The sequence below is a fragment of the Mesorhizobium sp. WSM4816 genome (genome assembly GCF_055811535.1).
The window spans coordinates 214,455-235,568 of the sequence record NZ_JBVVQR010000001.1 but is presented as its reverse complement, the minus strand read 5'-3'; the positions used below and the strand labels follow the sequence as shown (position 1 = coordinate 235,568).

Genomic DNA, 21,114 nt, shown 5'->3' with positions numbered 1-21,114 from the left:
TGGCCCGTGTGTTTTTTTTTTTTTCTATTCCGCGCCCGCCGCGCCCGGGGCGGGGGGGCGGGCGTTGGCCCGCCCCCCGGGCCCCGCCGCGCCCGGGGCGGCCCCCGCCCCGGTTCTCGATCGCCTCGGCCGCACCGGTGACATGAATGCCGCGCTGCAGCACCTGCTGCTTCTGCTCGGCTTCGAGCGAGGCCATCACCTGTTCGCCCTCGGCTCCTTCGCCACTCTTGACCCGGAACACCAGCATGCCCTTGGCTTCGCCGCCCCAACTGTCGCGTGCGGCGTAGGCCAGCATATCCATCTCTTCCGGCTCGCCAGTTCCCTTGGGGACATCCAACTGCAAACGCGGCAGATCCTTGCCCTGGATCAGGTCTCCCGCCTCGATGACCTTGCCGTCCAGCATCAGGCGTCCCAAGGCGGGTGGTCTTTCGATGCTGACGGTTATCGTCCCGCCATCGACCTGGACCGGTTCCGGGAGGTCCAGATCGATGGGGCCTGCCCCGGACAGCACGACTTTCTCCAATACCGGCGGCAGCGATGGGCGGCTGATGCGACGCATCAGAACGACTTCGTCGATCAGCGACGAGTTCTCCCAGGGAACCTGCAGGCCCTTGGTAACCTCAACCACATCCCGGCGGACGGCCGACATGACCGTGCGGATCTCCTGGTTCGGGGCGAGCGCGCGACGAGAAAACGCCGATGAGAAAGGACTGAGGTCGCCGGCGCCGTCATAGGCGACCGCGCCGGGTTCGGTGGCGAAAGCAATCAGCGTATTCAGTGAGCTTCTTACTTGCGCAAGTCCGGTGCCGCTGGCAGTAAGAAGCTGGTCCCTGAGCCAATAGTCCTTGCGAGGGAATGGATTGTTGCGGCAGGCATCGAGGATGATCACCTGGATCTTCGATTTCGAACGCATCTGCTGCAGCACATCGTTCAGCTTGATTGCCTGGACCTCGACGTCCGCCGCATCTTTCAACGAGGCATCGACAGGGATCAGGAAATTTTCGCCGCCGATCTGAAAGCCGTGGCCGGAATAGTAGACGACAGCCACATCCGCGCCGTCCACGGCGGCAAGATAGTTGCGGAACTGATCTTCAAATTGCAGCTTTGTAAGATTGCTCGCGACGAAAACATCAAAACCAGCCGCTCGAAACGTGTTGGACACGTCCACCACATCTTTGGCCGGGTTCTTGAGGGCCGAGATTTCCTGGTAATCGGAGTTGCCGATTACAAAGGCGACCCTTCGTTCGACTGCAGAAGCGTCGAAAGTCGTGACGCTTGCGAGCATCAAGGCCGCAACGAAGCCGCAACGTCGGAGCATGGCAAATCCCTTAACCGTCGTTACCTGGCGACCACAAGAACACAGCTTGCAGTGCCAAGGTCCGTTAGAGAGCATGCTATCTGCCGAGACAGAAAAGAGAGAAAAGCCGTCGCGACAGCGGTATATTCCTCACTTGATCGATCCCTAAATTACATCAGAGCCCGACTGTCCGCAATGAGCGTCAAACGGATTCTCAACCTGGCTATTTGCTCGTGGTCGATACGGTCCCCTCGGATCGAGCGTGGCCGGCATAGCCTTGACTTGCGCATGCATCACGGGTCAGAGCGCTGAGGTTTTCCACTGCTAATGTCCGCCTGCCGCTGATTTTCTCTACCCACCATTTCCGCGACTCGATTAGCGTCTGCTTATGGAGCATCGGCACGCCATTCGACGGAACAAGGAAGGGCTTTGGGAGGTCTACGATATAGACGACGACAGGGTTGTCTTCGCGGAGGGGGTGGCTCTGACAGATTTGCTGGATGAGGAGGCGCTCGACGCCCTGGAGTTGCTAAAGGGTGGATTCCTGGTCCCGAGCAGCGCTCCCAAGGCCAGTTGACACTTTGAGGGTTTTGCCGAGGCCCCGCGGCGAAACGACAAATTCTCCTTCGTTTGATTGATGCCGGAACAGTGCTCCGTCCGTAAGTTCGTGCTATATATTAGCAGGAGCTGTTATGAGGTTTTTGCCCGTTCAGGAACCGACCAACACATGGGCCGTGTTCGATACGACCGTGGATGTGCCGGCGCACTTCGCTGGTATTTGCCTTATCGGCTTGCCGCGGGAGCGGGCGGAGTGGCTCGCAGCAAGGGCCAATCAAGATGCGTTGGCAAGAAGCAGCAGGATCGGCCGGCTCTCGTCTCCGGAGACTGAGCACGCCGTGCTTCCCATACGCAAATGCCAGAAATCGCTTACGTCAGCAGGAGAGATTTCAACGACGGACGAAGAGGCCGCTGCGTTGGCAGCCGGGTACCAGCAGCCACCGTAAGTCCGATATCACCAGCGATACAGCCATTGGTTCTGGCAAGACCATCCAGCTTGCCCGGTTCCTGCCGGAAAGATCGCGGTTATTTTTGATCCGGCATCTCGGTATTCTCTTGGGGGTTCTTTTCGATGCCCGCGGCAGGCGAGGTGTCGGCCGGGGCGTTCCCACCCTGGTTTTGCTCCTGGGCTCTTTCGAGTGGCGAGGTGCGCCAGCCCATATCGGCATACAAAAAGCCGATGAGAAAGCCGACGATGATGATCGCTGCTATCACCAGCGAAAGTATGGCGTTACGTCGCTCCATGTCCGGCTCCTTCCTGCGAGCCGAACAGCCAGTATCGAAAATGGTTCCCATCCAGCGGCAGGTCGTGGAACTTCGCACCGTGCCGGCGGTTGACACGCAGGGCTGCGAGCGGTGAACGAAGCCTCCGTTGTTTCCGTCGCAGCAGGAAGGAGACACCATGACGAACAAGAATACCACATCGAAGCCGGCCATCCGGCAGGCAGATGCCGCCGGCTTGCGACGTCCAAGCCGGGACGCTGACGATACGGATGCGGGAGCGAAGCCACCAACGCCGAAAAGCGCGGGAACATCGAACCCCTCGACCGCTCCGCTGGACAATCCGGTGGCCAACCGCAATGCCGGCCGGCCGCGCCAGCAAGGCGCCACGCCGCGACCGACCGAAAAGCCGCTGGACTGAAGGGCAAACGAGCTAGGACGTCGGGACCAATTCCGCCAAGGCTGTGAGAATGGCCGCCTGATCTGCCGGCTTGCGAACAAATCTAGCGTTGGCGAACGCGGATGGAACATCGCGCGGCCCAAAGCCGGTCAGGCACGCGAACGGAATATGGCGGATTTTTAATTCTTCTGCGATCGCCAGGCTCGTTTCGCCATGCAGTTGAACATCCAGCAGCGCCACGTCGACAGGATTTTCGCCGATAAGACGAAGGGCCGCCGCCACCGAAGGGGCCGGGCCGATCACCTGATGTCCCGAATCGCGCAGACAAGCAGCGACGTCCTCGGCGATGAGCCATTCATCCTCGACCACCAGAACGCGCAGCGGGTCGGTCACGGCGTCTCCTTGCGCAGCATCGGGAATGTGATCTGGACCTCAAGGCCGTCACGGTTGAAGGTGGTCTCGACGTTTCCGCCAAGCCGGTAGCCGATCTCACCCTGCAGCAGGGAAAGTCCGAATCCGCTAACTTCAGGTTTTCTGACCGGCGGCCCGTGTCTCTCGCGCCAGGCGAGCGTGAACATATCGCCCTCGCCAGACCATTTCAGCACGATCCTGCCCTCGGGCTTCGACAGCGCGCCATATTTGGCGGCGTTGGTCGCCAGTTCATGAATGGCCATGCTGAGGGAAAGGCCCTGTTGCGGGCTAAGCTTCACTTCAGCGCCGTCAAGTTCGAACCGGTCAATGCTGAAAGCTTCGAGCTCCTGATGCAGCAGTTCGTTGATCGAAGCTTCTTTCCAGCGCTCCTTCGACAGCAGACCGTAAGCCCGCGACATGGCGTGCAGGCGACCGATCAGCGCTTCGGCGAACTCTTCCTTCGATTCCGAACTTTCACGGGTGCGGTTGGCGATGCTGGCGACCACCGCCAGCATGTTCTTGACGCGGTGGTTCAGCTCCGAAATGAGCACCCGGTTTTGCTCTTCCGTCTCGGCCAATATGGTGACATCGACCAGCGTGACCACGACGCCCTGGATCCTGTCGTCCTTGTCGCGATAGGGATTGATGCGAACCATATAAAACCGGCCCTGGTTGTCGCGCGCCAGATGATGGTTCAGGGTCTCTCCGGTTTCGAAGACAGCATCGATGTGCTGTTTCAGCTCGGGATAGTCGAGCTGGCTCGAAAGCTCGGTCAGCGGCCGGCCGACGTCGGAGGGACGCAGGCTGAAGAAGGACGAGGCCGGCGGAGTAAAGGTCCGCACCACCAGATTGCGATCGAGGAAAATGGTTGCGATCTTCGTGCTCTCGAACAGATTCCGCAAATCGCTGTTGGCGCGGTCGAGCTCCTCTATCTTGTTGGTCAGTTCCGAATTGATGGTGTTGAGCTCCTCGTTGAGCGACTGCATCTCCTCCTTCGAGGCCTCAAGCTCCTCATTGGTCGACTGCGCCTCCTCGTTGACGGAGACCAGTTCCTCGTTCGAGGATTTCACTTCTTCCAGTGCGGTTTCGTACTCCTCGATCGTTGATTGCAGTCGCTCCCGGGTTTCGCGCAGCTCCCGCTCGAGATCGGCAGTGCCTTCGCTGCTACGGTTTTCGGGCCCAACATCGGACCGCGCCTGCACCGGCCCCGTCGGTTCGAACAGGACGAGATAAAGCCGTTCGCCCTTGCCGCGTTCCGCCAGGGGCTCGACAGTGAGTTTGATCGACAGGGCCTGTTCGTCGTCCTCGTCAACGACGACATTTTCCCGCACGACGGTGCGGCGCGTCGTGGCGGCTTCCCGCAATGCCGCGCGCAGGTCGAGCCTTAGCCCGGAGCGGGCCAAAGTCAGCACCTGCCGGCTCGGAATGCCTTGCGGCGCTTCGAGATATCGGCCGGTCCGCGCCGAATAGTAGACGACGTCACCGTCGCCATTCACCACGACATGCGGCGGCGCGAAACGCTCCAGCACTTGTGCCTCGACCGCCTGTCGAAGCGGATAGCTGGCGGTTCGCTTGTTCGGCCCCGTTCCTTCAGGCAGGAAGGCGCCTGAACGGCCATCGCCGATCAGCATCGGCAGCCTAATGTGTGGCGAGGCATGTTCCCGCGCCTGAAAAATGCGCTGCTTCTTGTCGACGGTGGCGAAGAGGTTGTCGTGCTGGCCGACGCTTTCGGACGTGCCGAGGAAAAGATAACCGCCCGGCTTCAGCGCGTAGTGGAAGATCGGAATCACCCGGTTCTGGATGTCCGAACCGAAATAGATCAGCAGGTTGCGGCATGAAACCATGTCCATGCGTGAAAACGGCGGGTCGCGGACGACGCTGTGAGGGGAAAAGACGCACAGCTCCCGGACCTCGTTGGCAAGCACGTGGCTCTCGCCGTCGCTGCTGAAAAAACGGTGCCTGCGCTCGGGCGAGACGCCCTGCAGCAATGCCGCCGGGTAACGCGCCGCGCGCGCCACCGCAAGCGCGGGCTCATCGATGTCGGTCGCAAATATCTGGACGCGTGGCACAACCGAAAGCGTCTCCATGTGTTCGCGCAACAGCATGCCGATCGAGAACACCTCCTCGCCGGTGGCGCAGCCAGGCACCCAGATCCTGACGGCGTCGCTGGCGGTCTTGCCCTCGAACAGCTGTGGTACGACCTTCTCCTCGAGCAGCTTGAACGCGTCGGGATCACGGAAAAAATCGGTGACGTTGATCAAAAGGTCACGAAAAAGGTTCGCCACCTCGCGAGGGTCCTTCTTCAGCCATTCAACATACTCTTCAATGGAATCAAGCTGTCCGATTTGCATGCGCCGCTTGATGCGCCGCAGGAATGTCTTGGTCTTATAGCCTGAGAAATCGTGGCCGGATTGGCCCTGCAGAATGCCGTAGATCTCGTCGCGGAGCCGACCCAGTTCTGCCGTCTCGTGCTCGCCGCCTCCGGCAACCCCGTTCAGCATGTCGAAGCTGCGGGCGAACCCCTCGAGCTTCGCGCCGATCTCCTCCGCCGGCGCCGCAATGTCGATCAACCCGCTGGAGATCGCACTTTTCGGCATGTCCGGGTTGCGCGGACCGTAGCCGTCGGGAGCCTGGGCGACCGTCAGTCCGCCACGCTCCTTGATCGCCTTGGCGCCAAGCGTGCCATCGGAATCGCCGCCCGACAAAATGACGCCAACCGCATATTCGCCCTGATCCTCGGCCAACGCGCTAAAAAAGATATCGATCGGCTTGCGCTCGCGGCTGAGCACGTTGGACGGCCGCAGGTGCAGCACTCCCCGCTCGATCGTGAGAACGACGTTTTGCGGCATCACATAGACGTGGTCGGACAGGACAGTGGTGCTGTCCTCGACGACGACAACCGGGAGTTGCGTGTAACGTCCGACGACCTCATGAAGCAGGCTTTCGCGCTCGGGGCTGAGATGGGTGACGATGACGAACGCCATGCCGGGCTGGCCGGTGATGCCTTTGAACAGGCCCTCCATTGCAGGAATGCCGCCGGCCGACGCGCCGACGCCCACAATTGGAAATCTCTTCACCTGAGATGTCACCGCAAGCCCTCGGTTGAACAGCCTAGACGACAAGGCCGCCAAATCGACCCAAAGCCCACGTCCGGGCTGAACGCAACGCCCAGCATATAACGTGCGCGAGGGCCGGAACAAGTCCGTGCAGACGGCGTTAAAGTCGGGATTATTGTGGAACTCCAATGTCAAAGCGCACACCTGAAATGAAGCTGACAAGACGAGCGTCGTTGCGCTTCGAGGATCTGCTGAGTTTGCCGGGAAACGAATCCATTCCGCCGCGCATGCTTGTTTTGGCGAAGCGATTGCAGGCAGCCTTGCAGGAACATTCCGAACAGGCCCGTGCGGACACTTGCAAATCCCGCTCGAAGAAAGGGCGATGAGGTGCGCGATCTCCGAGGAGTGCGCATCCTGATTGTCGAAGACGATTGGGTATTGGCCGGCGATCTTGCACGATATTTCGGCAAAATGGGCGCGGTCGTGCTTGGCCCTGCGGCGACGGTCGAACACGCCTCCATGCATACCGAGGTGGCTGAGGCCGCGATCCTCGACGTCAATCTCAACGGCCGGCGGGTGTTTCCGATCGCCGACGAACTGATGCGCCGCGGCGTTCCCTTCGTCTTTTTCAGCGGTGACGAGGACATCGTCATTCCCGAACGTCTCCGCCACGCCAGCAATCTTCGAAAATCGTCGGATAGCTACGCCGTCTTCGATGCCTTGTTCCCTCCGGAAAAATCCGCCCTTGCCGGTCGCCCTGCCGTGAACTTGTCGGACAACGTGTTTTCACTTCTGCCGAAGCTCAGGCTCGCGGCGCGGCTGCTTCTGGGCGACGTTGGTGCTTCCGATCGGCTGGTCGAGCGAACACTGGAGCGCGCCATCGGCGAGATCGACAGGCGGCGGCCCGGTGTATCGACCGAAGACTGGCTGAACGGCATCATGCGACACATTGCCGGATCGGGCGGAACCAGCCTGCTGCACTGAGCTTGGTTTCCCAACAGTCTGAAAAGTAGGCGAAAACAGCGATCTATAGTTAAGTCCTCTATCAGAACGCGAGGCGCGCCCTAAGGGGCTACCCGACAACGCTGAGTTAGCAGCTTCCTCAGCCGTTCTTGCGGTCGATGAATTTGTTGAACCGGCTGTTTTTTCCGGAGCCGGATTCGTCCTGGTAAAGAAAAGTCAGATCGTTCTCGTCGAAAATCCGGAAGAACTCATCCCATTCGATGGGTTCGAGCTTCTCCTCGGGCTCGCCAAAATCGATCCGCAAGATGCCGCCCTCGCCCCTGGTTCGTACAACCGCCGGTCGGCCACCACGATCTTCGGCCCATTGGCGGATCTCGTCATGATTGGTGGTTGTCTTCGATTCAGACATTGGAACCTCCTTTGATCCAGACCTTGCAGGCGTGTGGCTTCCTGGCTTGCGCCCACGGGCCGCCCACGGACCGGATGAGCGCCCCTAACACCAAAGAAGCTGCAATGTTCCAGCGCATCGCCCAAGGCTCGTTCGCCATGCGTTCACCGCAGGTTGCAGCCTCGCCAAAACCATCTTTGTTGAAGCAGAGGGAACAAACCTTTTGCCAAACAGTTCGGGGCGCCAAGGCCAACTGCGTAAGGAGTTGTCGTGAAACGCATACTGGTTACAGGAGGGTGCGGTTTCATCGGCCGCCACGTCGTCCAGGAACTCGTTGAACATGGTTATGCCGTCTGCATTCTCGATGCGCTGCTGGAACAGGTGCACGGCAGCGAGGCGATCAGCCTGCCGGCAGGAGCCGACCTGATCAAAGGCGACGTTCGCGATCGCGCCGCCGTCGCCGAGGCGCTGCAGGGCGTCGACGCCACCGTTCATCTCGCCGCCGAGGTCGGCGTCGGCCAGTCCATGTACGAGATCGCCCGCTATGTCGGCGCCAACGACCTCGGCACCGCCACCCTGCTCGAGGCACTGATCAAGCATCCGGTCGAGAGGATCGTCGTCGCCTCGTCGATGAGCGTCTACGGCGAGGGTCTCTATGCCACGCCAGGCGGTCGGCGCGTCGACAATGCACGGCGGCAGGCCAGCGACGTCAAGAGCGGCCAATGGAATCCGCTGTCGGCGGCGGATGAAAGCCTGTCGCCGCTGCCGACAGACGAGGAAAAGCCGGTCGACCTCGCCTCGATCTATGCGCTGACGAAATATGCCCAGGAGCGCGCCGTGCTGATCTTCGGCGATGCCTATGGGGTCGATGCGGTGGCGCTGCGCCTGTTCAACGTGTTCGGCGCCGGACAGGCGCTGTCAAATCCTTACACCGGCGTTCTGGCGAATTTCGCTTCCCGCCTCGCCAACGGCCAGCGGCCGATGATTTTCGAAGATGGCGAGCAGAAACGCGATTTCGTGCATGTGCGCGACGTCGCCCGCGCTTTCCGCCTGGCGCTGGAACAACGCCAGGCGCGCGGCCACGTCATCAACATCGGCAGCGGACGCGCCTATGCGATCAGCGAGGTCGCCCGGCTGCTCGCCGACGCCATGGGTGTGCCGGACCATCGGCCTGAAATTCTCGGCAAGGCGCGCGCCGGCGATATCCGCAATTGCTTCGCCGACATCTCGAAGGCGCGCGAACTGCTCGGTTTCGAGCCGCAGCACCGGCTGGAGGATTCACTCGACGAGTTCGTCGCATGGGTGCGCAACACGGTCGCCATCGACCGCGGCGCCGACATGAAACGGGAACTCGAAGAGCGGGGACTGGTATCATGAGGCCGGACGGTTTTCGTGAAGCGCCGGTTGCCATTGTCGGCGGGAGCGGCTTCATCGGCTCGAACCTCGCCGACAGCCTGTTGTCGGATGGGGTGCCGGTGCTGGTCATCGACAATCTCAGCCGCCCGGGCGTCGACCAGAACCTGGCTTGGCTGGCGCAGAAGCACGGCAATCAACTTGCCGTGGAAACCGCTGATGTCCGGGACGAAGACGTGCTGGCGCCGCTTTTGGCGCATGCCAGGGCGATATTCCATCTCGCCGCGCAAACCGCCGTCACCACGAGCCTGGCCCAGCCAAGCGAAGATTTCGACATCAATCTGCGCGGGACCTTCAACGTTTTGGAAGCGGCTCGCCGCAGCGGCAGACGCATTCCCGTGATCTTCGCCAGCACCAACAAGGTCTATGGCGGCCTGCCCGACGTCACAGTGCGCGAAGAGGACGATCGGTGCGTGCCCTGCGATGCCGGCATCCGCGCCAACGGCATAGACGAGGCCTGCGGCCTGGATTTCTGCACCCCCTATGGCTGCTCCAAAGGCGCGGCCGACCAATATGTGCTCGATTATGCCAAGTCGTACAATCTGCCGAGCGCGGTCCTGCGCATGAGCTGCATCTACGGGCCGCGCCAGTTCGGCACGGAGGACCAGGGCTGGGTCGCCCATTTTCTGCTCAGCGCCCTTTCCGGCCGGCCGATCACGATCTACGGCAACGGCAAGCAGGTGCGCGATATCCTTCATGTCAGCGACGCCGTTGCGGCCTATCGCGGGGTACTTGCCCGGATCGACGACATCAAGGGCCAGGCATTCAATCTCGGTGGCGGACCGGACAACGCCGTCAGCCTGCGCATGCTGATCGAGGAGATCGGCGAGCTGACCGGGCGGAACCTCGCGATCCGCTACGACCGGGAACGCACCGGCGACCAACCTTTCTTTGTCGCCGATACCCGCAAGTTAGAAGCGACGCTCGACTGGAAAGCGCATGTCTCCTGGCGCGACGGCGTCCGCGATCTCGCCGACTGGCTCCGGCGTCATCGCCTCCAGCCTGAACCAGCGAGGTACGTGGCATGAAAGTCGCCCTGGTCAATCCGTTCTGGACCTACGAGGACAGCATCTATTTCGGCTGCCGCCAGCCACATCTGCCGCTGGAATTGGGCTACTCGAAAGCTTCGCTGGAGGCCGACGGCCATCAGGTGCTGATGCTGGACGGGCAAATCCAGAAGCTCGACAACGCGGCACTTGCCGATCGCGTCGCCGCTTTCGTACCGGCCATGACCGTCGTCAGCACGGCGCCGACCTATTTGTTTTGGCGCTGCGCGCCGCCCGAGCTGCGTGTGCCAGCCGACTTCCTCAACCGCCTCGCCGGGCGCGGCGGCCGCACAGTGGCTGTCGGGCCGCACGGCTCGGCGACGCCGGCGCCGACGCTGCGCAAGCTGGGCGTCGATGTCGTCGTGCGCGGCGAATGCGAAGAGGTCGTCGCAGAACTCGCCCGCGGTGACGATTGGAGCGCCGTGCCCCACACCGCCTACCTCGACGAGGGAAAACTTGTCGGCAATGGCGGCGTCCACACCAGTTCGTTTGTCGATCATCCGCCGCTCAGCTGGCCGTCCGATTGGATAGCCGCGCATTCGCACCATCACCACCGATTCGATGACAATCAGCTGGGTTTCGGCGCGGAGGTCGAGGCATCTCGCGGCTGCCCCTACAATTGCAGCTTCTGCGCCAAGATGGATTTCCGCGACGCCTACCGCCGCAGGAGCCACGATGCGATCATCGCTGAAATCGATCGGCTGATCTGGCAAGGCGTCGGCTACATCTATTTTATCGACGAGATCTTCCTGCCGCAGAAGGCGCTGCTGGAGGCACTGGTCGATCGCGACGTCAAGTTCGGCGTGCAGACCCGCATCGATCTTTGGAAGCCGGAGCTCCTGGAATTGCTTGGTGCGGCCGGCTGCGTTTCGATCGAAGCCGGCCTTGAAAGCCTGACGGTGGAAGGCCGGGCCATGCTGGCAAAGCGTTGCCGGCTGGACACCGAGGAACTGGCCGCTTTGCTGGTCGATGCACGACGTCACGTTCCGTTCGTCCAAGCCAATCTGATCGGCGTCGTCGAGGACGATCCGGCTCTGGTCGACCACTGGCGCAAGCACCTCATCGACCGCGGCGTGTGGGCCAACGAGCCGGTGCCGCTCTATCCCTATCCCAGTTCGCCCAGCTATCGCGAGCTTTGGGGCGAGCCCGACGATCTCGCCTGGGAGCGCGCCCACGAGCATTATCTGGCCTCGTTCCGGACGTTCAGCGATATCCAGGAGAAGCGCCCCCGCGCGCTGGCCGAGTTGGAGGCGACATGTTGCAGTCACTGATCCGCCGCCCGCGGCGAATCCTGATGACCGTCGATGCCGTCGGCGGCGTCTGGCGCTACGCGCTTGATCTGGCGCGGGAGTTGGCTCATGGCGGCGACAGCATCGTGCTCGCCGGGCTGGGCCCGGAACCGTCGGAGGAGCAGGCGAAGGAGGCACAGGCTTTCGCCGGCCTGGCGTGGCTCAAGACACCGCCGGACTGGATGACCCGCAAGGAGGACGATCTGGAAATGTTGCCGCAGGAACTGCGCGCGCTCGTTGGCGATTACGCGATCGACCTCGTCCATCTCAACGCGCCGACGCAGGCCGTGGGACTTGATCTGCCCTGCCCGGTCGTGGCGGTCTCGCACTCATGCGTCGTGACCTGGCTCCACGCCGTCAGGGGACGGGCTGCGGACGGCGAATGGGCCTGGCAGAAGGACCGCAACAGACGCGGTTTCGATTGGGCCAATGCGGTAGTCGCACCCAGCCGCAGCCATGCCGACATGATCGAGGCCTGCTACGGGCCGATCGCCCGCCTGAGCGTTGTCAGCAACGGCACACGGCCGGGTCCAGAGGAAGAGCGACGCGAACCGGTGGTTCTCGCCGCCGCGCGCTGGTGGGACGAAGGAAAGAACGCAGCCACGCTGGACCAGGCAGCAGCGCTGACGAAATGGCCAGTCTTCGCTGCCGGGCCGATCGAGGGCGGCGATGGCCAACGCGTCAATTTCAGCAATGTCGTTGCTCTGGGCTCGGTCTGCCACGACGAGGTGCGTCGCTTGATGGCGCGGGCCGGCATCTTCGTATCGCCCTCCATTTATGAACCATTTGGCCTTGCCGCAATGGAGGCAGCCACATCAGCAACACCCCTGGTGCTTGCCGACATCCCGACCTATCGCGAATTGTGGAATGGCGCGGCCATGTTCTACGACGTCGGTGATCCACGCGATCTCGCCAGGTGTGTCGATTGTCTCTCTGACGACGCCCAACACAGGCACCGGCTCGGCGAAGCCGCCGCACGCCGAGCCCGCAGGTTTTCACCAGCAAGGCAAGCGGCGGCCATGCACGACATCTACGATCGGGCCGCCCTGGCCGTTGCGGAACGCTGACAATGCGGTTCCTGTTCTATACTCATTCGGCCGTTTCCGACTGGAACCACGGCAACGCACATTTCCTGCGCGGCATCATGCGGGAGCTTGTTGCACGCGGGCACCAGGCGGTCGCGCTGGAGCCAGCAGACGGCTGGAGCCGTTCGAACCTGCTGGCAGAGAAAGGGCCCTACGCGGTCGAGCGCTTCAGAAAAGATTTTCCGGAGCTGATGCCGGTGACCTACGACGCGTCCTTCGACCATGAAAGCTGGATTGCCGACGCCGATGTGGTGATCGTCCACGAATGGACCGACCCGGAACTTGTCGAGCGCATCGGCGGGGCCAAGGCGAATGGAGGCGGTTTCACGCTTCTGTTCCATGACACCCACCATCGCGCCGTGTCGGCGACGCAGGCGATCTCGGCCCTGCGGCTGGAGCATTATGACGGCGTGCTCGCCTTCGGCGAGGCGTTGCGGGAAAGCTATCTTCGCGCCGGCTGGGGCAAACGTGCCTTCACCTGGCACGAGGCGGCGGATGAGCGCCTGTTCAAGCCTCACCCGGAGATCGACCCGACTGCCGATCTGATCTGGATCGGCAACTGGGGCGATGACGAGCGCAGTGCCGAAATCAAGGAATTCCTGATCGATCCGGTGGAAGAACTTGGCCTGCGTGGCACTGTTCATGGCGTGCGCTATCCACGCGAAGCGCTCGCCGATCTTGCTGCCGCCGGCCTGGAATACGAAGGCTGGCTTGCCAATGCCGACGTGCCCAAGGCATTCGCGGCCCACCGCGTTACCGTCCACATCCCGCGGCGCCCGTATCGGGAGAGCCTGCCCGGCATCCCGACGATCCGCATGTTCGAGGCGCTCGCCTGTGGCATCCCGCTCGTGTCGGCGCCTTGGGCCGATGTCGAACAACTCTTCAGGCCAGGTATCGACTTTCTTTTCGCGCGCGACGGGTCCGAGATGTGCCGTCATCTTCGCGACGTGCTGGACGATGCTGACCTGGCCGCCTTCCTGGTGAGATCCGGCCTCGAAACCATCGGGAGGCGACACACTTGCCGGCACCGGGCGGACGAGCTGTTCGACGTGCTCGCCGAATGCGGGAACCGCCAAGCCATCGATCGCACCGCCAAAGAGGAGACAGTCGCATGAAGATTGCATTTTATGGATCGAGCCTGCTGTCGTCCTATTGGAACGGCGCGGCGACTTATTACCGTGGATTGCTGAAGGCTCTTTCTCAACTTGGCTACGAGATCACGTTCTATGAACCGGACGTCTACGACCGGCAGAAGAACCGCGATATCGAGGCACCGGACTGGTGCAACGTCGTCATCTACGAGGCGACCCCGCATGCGCTGATGCAGGTGGCAGCAAGCGCAGGCGAAGCTGATATCGTCGTCAAGGCCAGCGGAGTCGGCTTCGAGGACGAGGCGCTGCTGCGCGCCGTACTCGACCACGCCCGGACGGATGCGCTGACAGTGTTCTGGGATGTCGACGCACCGGCCACTCTGGGCCAATTGCGCGACGAGCCGGATCACCCCCTGCACCGCGCGTTGCGGGAGATCGACCTTGTCCTCACCTATGGCGGCGGCGATCCGGTCGTCTGGGCCTATCGTGCGCTGGGGGCTGCCGAATGCGTGCCGATCTATAACGCGCTCGATCCCGAAACGCACCATCCGGTCGCGAAGGACAAGCGTTTCGCCTGCGACCTCGCCTTTCTCGGCAACCGACTGCCGGACCGTGAAGCACGCGTCGAAGCCTTCTTCCTCGATCCGGCCAACCGTTCGGGCGATCAGCGTTTCCTGCTCGGCGGATCTGGTTGGGGTGACAAGCAGCTGCCGGCAAATGTCGCATGGCTCGGCCACGTCGGGACGCGGGACCACAATGCGTTCAACGTCACCCCCAAGGCGGTGCTGAACATCAGCCGCGACAGCATGGCCGCCAACGGCTTTTCGCCTGCCACGCGCGTCTTCGAGGCTGCCGGTGCCGGCGCATGCCTCATCACCGATGCCTGGCTCGGCGTCGAATTGTTCCTGGCCCCCGGGGAAGAGATCCTGGTGGCGCGCGATGGCAATGATGTCACTGAGATCTTGCGCACCCTCACCCCCCAGCGGGCAAGGGCGATCGGCGCATCTGCGCTTCGGCGTGTTCTCGCCGAGCATACCTATGCGTTAAGGGCCGCTGTCGCCGACGCTGTCTTCAGGCGTCATTTCGAGCGCCCCACCGTGGAGGCAGCGGAATGACCCAGCGGCTCGACATCGTCTTTCTTGGCCTGTCGTTGTCCTCTTCATGGGGAAACGGCCATGCCACGACCTTTAGGGGGTTGCTGAAGGGCCTGCACGAGCTCGGCCATCGCGTCACCTTCCTGGAGCGCGACGTGCCGTGGTATGCGAACCATCGTGATCTGCGCGACCCGGATTTCTGCACGTTGCGCTACTACGAAACGACGAACGATCTTCGTCGGACCTATGCCGGCTGTCTGCAACAGGCCGATGTCGTAGTGGTCGGGTCGTTCGTTCCGGAGGGGCGAGCCGTCATCGACATCGTCGCGTCCCTGTGCACGGGCCAGTTCTGCTTCTACGACATCGACACGCCGGTCACGCTGGCCAAGTTCGCCGCGGATGATTGCGACTATCTATGCCGGCGGCAGGTCCCGTATTTCGACGTCTATTTCTCGTTCACCGGCGGGCCAACACTCGCCCGATTGGCGGCGGACTTCGGTGCACGGTGCGCCGAGCCGCTCTACTGCTCCGTCGATCCGGAGCGGCATCGCCGAACGGCCGATCCGATCTGCTGGGACCTTGGCTATCTCGGCACTTACAGCTCGGACCGGCAGGCGGCGCTGGATGCTCTCCTGCTCGAACCGGCAAGACGCATGCCGGACCGTCGCTTCGTCGTGGCCGGCTCGCAATTCCCGTCCGAGACCGTCTGGCCAAGCAACGTCGATCGCATCGAGCACCTGCCGCCGGCGGACCACGCCTCGTTCTACAGCCGCCAGCGCTATACGTTGAACGTCACGCGCAGCTCCATGATAGCGGCTGGGTGGTCTCCCAGCGTACGCCTCTTCGAGGCGGCTGCCTGTGGCACAGCGATCATCAGCGATCGCTGGACCGGTCTGGACAGCTTCTTTCCGACAGCCACGATCAACACGGCGGGCCAAGCCGAAGACGTGATCGATATCCTGTCCAGCCAATCCGACCGCGTCAGGCTTGCTTTGGCCAAGCGAGCGCGTGCAACGATCCTGGCGGCACATACAAGCGCCGCGAGAGCCCGCGAATTCGTTTCGCTGCTGGCGCGGCCAAGATCGGCACGTCCAGCGCTCGATCTGAACATCGAAAGTGCAGCATGACTGGCAGACAGGAGAAAATAGAGATGCGGCAATCAAGAAGGACACAACGGACCAGAACGGCGCTTGTCGCCGGCGGCGCGGGTTTCCTCGGTTCGCATCTTTGCGAGACACTGCTTCAGGCCGGGTGCCGTGTGATCTGTGTCGACAATTTTCTTACCGGTCGGATGGAAAACATCGTCTCGATGCTGGACAGTCCTCGTTTCCGGCTGATCGAGCAGGATATTTGCCGACCATTGGACCTTGCTGAGCCGGTCGACCGCATTTTCAACCTGGCGTGCGCCGCATCGCCGCCGCGCTACCAGGCTGACCCGATTCACACCACGCGGACCTGCGTGATCGGAACCCTCAATCTGCTTGAGCTTGCCGCCCGAAACAATGCGCGCCTCCTGCAGGCATCGACAAGCGAAGTGTATGGCGATCCGGAACAGCACCCGCAAACGGAAGACTATGTGGGTCACGTGAACTGCACCGGTCCTCGTGCCTGCTATGACGAGGGCAAGCGAACCGCCGAAACCTTGTGCTTCGACTATTTGAGAACCGAAACGGCCGACATCCGGGTCGCGCGCATCTTCAACACCTATGGTCCGCGGATGGATCCTGCCGACGGCCGGATCGTCTCGAACCTGGTGATGCAGGCGCTCGAGAAGAGACCACTGACGATTTTCGGCGACGGGCTGCAGACCAGGTCGTTCTGCTACGTCTCCGATCTGGTCGAGGGTCTGGTCCGCCTCATGGATGTCGATCCCAATCCGAGCCAACCGGTCAATTTGGGCAATCCCGGGGAATTCACCGTTCTTCAACTGGCCGGATTGGTGAGGGATATGACCCACAGCAACTCGGCCTTCAAATTCCTGCCACTGCCGCAAGACGATCCTCGCCGGAGGCAACCGGACATTTCCCGTGCAAAAGCCCTTCTCGACTGGTCGCCAAAGGTGCCACTCAAGCAAGGCCTGATGCAGACGATCAGCTATTTCATGGAGCTCGAGGCCAGCCGTAACGAGGATCGAATCTCCCCAATTGCGACAAGCGTGAGGTCCGTTTCAGGCCGACTGCAAAACCTGCCGGCCTGAAGTCGGGGAGAGCTATGCCCTCGGGCATGGTGAGACCATCCCGACAGGCGTCTTCACTTTTTCTCGTTGTGGGAACATCCGGTCTAGCTCGCCGTTGGGCGAATATCGGCAGGGAGAACGGACCCGTGCATCGAAAACGATCCGCCAGGGACATCGAGCAAATGGCAGAACGGGAAGCGGCTGCCTTTCTGAGACGTGCCTCGATCACCTACCTCGAATGCTGTGTGAGCCTGATGATGACGCATCTTGAGCGCGAGGAAGTGGCCACCATCCTGGAAAAAGAAGCGGATATGCTGCGAACGCTCGATTGAGGCTCGCGTCGCTCAGGCTTCGATCGGCCCAGGCAACGCAAAATACAGGGCGCAGCTTTGATCCGAATAGAGGTTGGTGATTTTTCCAGGTCGCAAGGAACATTCCTGGCAGCTGACAGTTCGGCGCGAGGAACTTACCTTCAACAGCGATGGCGGCGGTTTCGTGGGATCGAAAAAGGTACGGATTGGAATAGCCGGCGTCGGCAATTGCGCGTCTTCCCTTGTCCAGGGCCTCTCATACTATCGGGACGCCAGCGGCAATGAGCCGATACCGGGCCTAATGCATGCTGATCTCGGCGGCTATCATGTCGGTGACATCGAGGTGGTTTGTGCTTTCGACGTCGCCAAGGGCAAAGTCGGGCGCGATGTGGCGGAAGCCATTTACAATGCGCCCAACAATACCTTCCGCTTTGCCGATGTTGCGGCAACCGGCGTTCGCGTCGAACGCGGACCGACACTTGACGGCATCGGCAAATATCTGCGCGATGCGATCGAGGAGGCAGAAGAGCCGGTCGCGAATGTCAGCGCGCTGCTTCGGGAAAGCGGCGCAGACGTACTGGTCTCATATCTGCCGGTCGGCTCGGAAGAAGCCACGCGTTTTTATGCCGAGTGCGCGCTCGAGGCCGGCTGCGCCTTCGTCAACTGCATACCGGTCTTTATCGCATCGCGGCCGGAATGGCGCCGGCGCTTTGAACAGCGCGGTCTGCCGCTGGTCGGCGACGATATCAAAAGCCAAGTCGGCGCGACGATCGTGCACCGCTTGCTCGCCAATCTGTTCCGCGAGCGCGGCGTCCGCATCGACCGCACCTATCAGCTGAATTTCGGCGGCAACACCGATTTCCTCAACATGCTGGAGCGCGAGCGGCTGGAATCGAAGAAAATCTCCAAGACGCAATCCGTAGCCAGCCAGTTCGACGTTCCCCTGGAGGCCGGCAACATCCATGTCGGCCCCAGCGACCATGTGCCTTGGCTTACCGATCGAAAATGGGCCTACATCCGCGTGGAAGGCACGACGTTCGGCGGCGTGCCGCTGAATGCAGAGCTCAAACTGGAAGTATGGGATTCGCCCAACTCGGCCGGGGTCGTTATCGACGCTGTCCGCTGCGCCAAACTGGCGCTTGACCGCGGCATCGCGGGGGCGCTGACCGGCCCTTGCAGCTATTTCATGAAGTCGCCGCCCGAGCAGTTCACCGATGCCAAGGCACGCCTGCGCACGCTGTCTTTCATCGCCGGGAGGGACGAGCCAATGCTTGATGCCGCGGAATGACGACGACGTTCTTCTTGATCCGCCATGCGGCGCACGACAATGTCGGCGACTATCTTGCCGGACGCATGGCTGGAGTTTGCCTCGGCGAAACCGGCAGGGCACAAGCCTCGCGCCTTGCCAGCCACATGGCGGCGCGGCCGCTGGCGGCGATCTGTTGCAGCCCGCGCGAACGAACACTGGAAACCGCAAAACCGATCGCAATCGCCTGCAATCGCGAGAAGATTACAATCCGCCAGGAACTCGATGAGATCGACTTCGGCGCGTGGTCGGGCAAGACCTTCGAAGAGTTGAGCCAGGACGCCGACTGGCTGACGTGGAACAGTCAACGCCAGCAGGCGAGGACGCCCGGCGGCGAGACAATGCTGGACGTCCAGCAACGTGTCGTCTCGCTGATGCAGCAGCTTCGCAAACTCTACCAGAACCAGTCCGTGGCACTGGTCAGCCATGCCGACGTGATCAAAGCCGCCGTCTGCAAGGTGCTCGGCTTGCCGCTGGGAGACTGTTTCCGCTTCGATATCGACCCCGCTTCGATCACCACGGTCGTGTCCGGTGACTGGGGCTCCAAGCTGATCCGACTGAACGAAGCCGCCTGACGAGGACTGCCGGATGCGTATGGTCATTTTCGGTCTCACCGTCACCTCCTCGTGGGGAAACGGACACGCGACGCTGTGGCGCGGGCTGATCCGTGCGCTCGGTCGCCTGGGCTGGTCGGTCAGCTTTTTCGAACGCAATACCCCGTACTATGCCGGCGCACGCGATCTTGACCATCTCGATGGCGGCAATGTCGTTCTCTATCCGGAGTGGGAGGACATTCTCCATGTCGCGGAACAGGCTATCGGGGAATCCGACGTCGTCATCGTCACGTCCTATTGCCCCGACGCCGTGGAGGCATCGCGCCTGGCGCAGCAGGCCTGTCGCGGGCTGAAGGTTTTCTACGATCTCGACACCCCCGTCACGCTCGCCCGGATAGAACAAGGTCTACGACCGGCCTATTACGGGCCCGAGGGCCTTCACGATTTCGACCTCACCCTCAGTTATACGGGGGGAACCGCAATCGATGCGCTGAAAACGCTGCTGGGCGCCCGCCGAGTCTTGCCTCTCTACGGCCATGTCGATCCCGACCGACACCGGCCGGCCCAGCCCCGGGCTGAATTCGCCGGGGATTTGTCCTATCTCGGAACGTATGCGGCCGATCGCCAGGCCGGCGTCGAAAAGCTGCTGGTCCGCACGGCAGCGCGCCTGCCGGACCGCCGTTTCGTCATCGGCGGCGCCCAATATCCGCATGAATTTCCGTGGGGCGAAAACATCTTCTTTGTCAGGCACCTTCCGCCTGCGGATCATCCGGCCTTCTTCTGCTCATCGCGCCTGACGCTGAACGTGACGCGCGAGGCGATGGCCAAGAGGGGCTGGTGTCCTTCGGGCAGGCTGTTCGAGGCGGCAGCCTGCGGCGCGGCGATCGTGAGCGACACCTGGCCCGGGCTGAGCAGTTTTTTCCAGCCCGGCAGCGAGATCATCCTGGCGGACAGCACCGACGACGTGGTCGCGGCAGTCGGCTTGCCCGACAGCGAAGTCGACGCCATCCGGCGCCGGGCGCGCGAGCGGGTGTTGGACGAACACACCTCTGCGCAGCGCGCCAGGGAACTGGACCGCCTCCTGTCCGATTCATTGCCGGGCTTGGGACAGGGCTTGGCGGCGGGCGAGCCGTTGAAGGAAGCAATCTGATGTTGGGCATCGTGCCCGCCGCCGGCCGCGGCAGCCGCATTCAACCGCTCGGCTTCTCAAAGGAGCTCCTGCCGGTCGGCAGCCGCATCGACGGCCAGACCGAGCGTCCTTGCGCGGTGAGCGAGTATCTGGTGCGTCGCATGGTGCGCAACGGTGTCGACAAGATCTGCTTCGTCATCGGATCGGGAAAATCAGACATTCTCGAATACTATGCCGCCGGCTACGGCGACGCCGCCGCATTGTTTGTCGTGCAGCCCAACCCCGTCGGTCTTTGCGACGCGATCTTCCGCGCCGCGCCGCTGGTCGCGGCGGACGAGACGGTTCTGGTCGGCCTGCCGGACACGATCTGGTTTCCGGAAGATGGCTTTTGCCGCCTGCCGGACGACCGGCTGTCGTTTTTGCTCTTCCCGGTGGATCACCCGGAACTCTTCGACGCCGTCGTTCTCGACGGGGATGACCGGGTGAAGGAGATCCAGGTCAAGCAACAAGGCGCTGCATCGAACTGGATCTGGGGGGCCTTCAAGATGCCGGGCCGCATACTTCACCAGCTTGCCGCGCTTTGGCGCGAGCGGGATCAAAGCGACGAATATGTCGGCACACTTATCAACGCCTATCTGGCGGCCGGCGGTGAGGCTTGCGGCGTCAAGGCAGGCACCGCCTATGTCGACGTCGGCACGTTCAACGGCTACCGCACCGCACTTCGGCTGCTCGAGAACAACGACACTCCGTTGGAGGACACGAAAAACCTCATGTTCGTGCTGCCGGGGCAAGCGCAGATACCAAGCCATCCAGGCGAAGGAGGCTAG

At 62.1% G+C, this 21,114-nt stretch carries 21 protein-coding genes; 16 read left to right on the top strand and 5 right to left on the bottom strand.

The window, feature by feature from the left end; translation table 11 throughout:
* A partial coding sequence (locus AC0L3H_RS01050) for a caspase family protein (protein WP_473584175.1) occupies nt 1-1,285 on the bottom strand: 1,285 nt, incomplete at its 3' end.
* A gap of 1,095 nt (nt 1,286-2,380) precedes the next feature.
* The gene (locus AC0L3H_RS01045) at nt 2,381-2,599 is read right to left on the bottom strand and encodes a hypothetical protein (protein ID WP_473584174.1); all 219 of its coding nucleotides are present in this window, start codon (nt 2,597-2,599) and stop codon (nt 2,381-2,383) included.
* A gap of 157 nt (nt 2,600-2,756) precedes the next feature.
* On the opposite strand from AC0L3H_RS01045, the gene AC0L3H_RS01040 reads away from it, so the two are divergent.
* Nucleotides 2,757-2,996, top strand: coding sequence for a hypothetical protein (locus AC0L3H_RS01040; protein WP_473516940.1), 240 nt, complete (start codon nt 2,757-2,759; stop codon nt 2,994-2,996).
* Nucleotides 2,997-3,008: 12 nt separating this feature from the next.
* Here AC0L3H_RS01040 and AC0L3H_RS01035 read toward each other — a convergent pair whose 3' ends face one another.
* Together AC0L3H_RS01035 and AC0L3H_RS01030 are read right to left on the bottom strand one after the other, a co-directional pair.
* Complete coding sequence (locus AC0L3H_RS01035) at nt 3,009-3,368, bottom strand: response regulator (RefSeq protein WP_473491478.1); 360 nt, start codon at nt 3,366-3,368, stop codon at nt 3,009-3,011.
* On the bottom strand, nt 3,365-6,463 hold the full coding sequence (locus AC0L3H_RS01030; RefSeq protein ID WP_473584173.1) for a CheR family methyltransferase: 3,099 nt from the start codon (nt 6,461-6,463) through the stop codon (nt 3,365-3,367). The genes AC0L3H_RS01035 and AC0L3H_RS01030 overlap by 4 nt, the downstream gene beginning before the upstream one ends.
* A 167-nt stretch (nt 6,464-6,630) precedes the next feature.
* Between AC0L3H_RS01030 and AC0L3H_RS01025 the strand changes: the two genes are divergently transcribed.
* Both AC0L3H_RS01025 and AC0L3H_RS01020 read left to right on the top strand, forming a co-directional pair.
* Nucleotides 6,631-6,828: a hypothetical protein gene (locus AC0L3H_RS01025; protein WP_473584172.1), complete on the top strand. Its 198-nt coding sequence runs from the start codon at nt 6,631-6,633 to the stop codon at nt 6,826-6,828.
* Between the two features lies 1 nt (nt 6,829).
* Nucleotides 6,830-7,426 (top strand): response regulator, encoded by a 597-nt coding sequence (locus AC0L3H_RS01020; RefSeq protein WP_473584171.1) that lies wholly within the window; start codon nt 6,830-6,832, stop codon nt 7,424-7,426.
* Between the two features lie 118 nt (nt 7,427-7,544).
* Here AC0L3H_RS01020 and AC0L3H_RS01015 read toward each other — a convergent pair whose 3' ends face one another.
* Entirely contained in the window at nt 7,545-7,814 is a 270-nt protein-coding gene (locus tag AC0L3H_RS01015) for a hypothetical protein (protein WP_473584170.1), read from the bottom strand.
* A gap of 249 nt (nt 7,815-8,063) precedes the next feature.
* Between AC0L3H_RS01015 and AC0L3H_RS01010 the strand changes: the two genes are divergently transcribed.
* The 13 genes from AC0L3H_RS01010 to AC0L3H_RS00950 all read left to right on the top strand — a co-directional run bounded on the left by AC0L3H_RS01010 (nt 8,064) and on the right by AC0L3H_RS00950 (nt 21,114).
* Nucleotides 8,064-9,170, top strand: a complete 1,107-nt coding sequence (locus tag AC0L3H_RS01010; protein ID WP_473584169.1) for an NAD-dependent epimerase/dehydratase family protein — start codon at nt 8,064-8,066, stop codon at nt 9,168-9,170.
* Nucleotides 9,167-10,234 (top strand): NAD-dependent epimerase/dehydratase family protein, encoded by a 1,068-nt coding sequence (locus AC0L3H_RS01005; RefSeq protein ID WP_473584168.1) that lies wholly within the window; start codon nt 9,167-9,169, stop codon nt 10,232-10,234. Before AC0L3H_RS01010 ends, AC0L3H_RS01005 begins: the two co-directional genes overlap by 4 nt.
* The gene (locus AC0L3H_RS01000) at nt 10,231-11,523 is read left to right on the top strand and encodes a TIGR04295 family B12-binding domain-containing radical SAM protein (protein WP_473584167.1); all 1,293 of its coding nucleotides are present in this window, start codon (nt 10,231-10,233) and stop codon (nt 11,521-11,523) included. The genes AC0L3H_RS01005 and AC0L3H_RS01000 overlap by 4 nt, the downstream gene beginning before the upstream one ends.
* Nucleotides 11,508-12,608, top strand: a complete 1,101-nt coding sequence (locus AC0L3H_RS00995; RefSeq protein ID WP_473584166.1) for a glycosyltransferase family 4 protein — start codon at nt 11,508-11,510, stop codon at nt 12,606-12,608. Before AC0L3H_RS01000 ends, AC0L3H_RS00995 begins: the two co-directional genes overlap by 16 nt.
* 2 nt (nt 12,609-12,610) lie before the next feature.
* On the top strand, nt 12,611-13,741 hold the full coding sequence (locus AC0L3H_RS00990) for a CgeB family protein (protein WP_473584165.1): 1,131 nt from the start codon (nt 12,611-12,613) through the stop codon (nt 13,739-13,741).
* Nucleotides 13,738-14,832 (top strand): CgeB family protein, encoded by a 1,095-nt coding sequence (locus tag AC0L3H_RS00985; RefSeq protein ID WP_236378475.1) that lies wholly within the window; start codon nt 13,738-13,740, stop codon nt 14,830-14,832. The genes AC0L3H_RS00990 and AC0L3H_RS00985 overlap by 4 nt, the downstream gene beginning before the upstream one ends.
* Entirely contained in the window at nt 14,829-15,938 is a 1,110-nt protein-coding gene (locus AC0L3H_RS00980; RefSeq protein WP_473584164.1) for a CgeB family protein, read from the top strand. Before AC0L3H_RS00985 ends, AC0L3H_RS00980 begins: the two co-directional genes overlap by 4 nt.
* 23 nt (nt 15,939-15,961) lie before the next feature.
* On the top strand, nt 15,962-17,008 hold the full coding sequence (locus AC0L3H_RS00975; RefSeq protein ID WP_287050402.1) for a UDP-glucuronic acid decarboxylase family protein: 1,047 nt from the start codon (nt 15,962-15,964) through the stop codon (nt 17,006-17,008).
* Between the two features lie 161 nt (nt 17,009-17,169).
* Nucleotides 17,170-17,319, top strand: coding sequence for a hypothetical protein (locus tag AC0L3H_RS00970; protein ID WP_084646751.1), 150 nt, complete (start codon nt 17,170-17,172; stop codon nt 17,317-17,319).
* A gap of 163 nt (nt 17,320-17,482) precedes the next feature.
* Complete coding sequence (locus AC0L3H_RS00965; protein ID WP_473584316.1) at nt 17,483-18,586, top strand: inositol-3-phosphate synthase; 1,104 nt, start codon at nt 17,483-17,485, stop codon at nt 18,584-18,586.
* On the top strand, nt 18,583-19,179 hold the full coding sequence (locus tag AC0L3H_RS00960; RefSeq protein WP_473584163.1) for a histidine phosphatase family protein: 597 nt from the start codon (nt 18,583-18,585) through the stop codon (nt 19,177-19,179). The genes AC0L3H_RS00965 and AC0L3H_RS00960 overlap by 4 nt, the downstream gene beginning before the upstream one ends.
* Before the next feature lie 13 nt (nt 19,180-19,192).
* Complete coding sequence (locus AC0L3H_RS00955; protein WP_473584162.1) at nt 19,193-20,308, top strand: CgeB family protein; 1,116 nt, start codon at nt 19,193-19,195, stop codon at nt 20,306-20,308.
* On the top strand, nt 20,308-21,114 hold the full coding sequence (locus AC0L3H_RS00950; protein ID WP_473584161.1) for a sugar phosphate nucleotidyltransferase: 807 nt from the start codon (nt 20,308-20,310) through the stop codon (nt 21,112-21,114). Before AC0L3H_RS00955 ends, AC0L3H_RS00950 begins: the two co-directional genes overlap by 1 nt.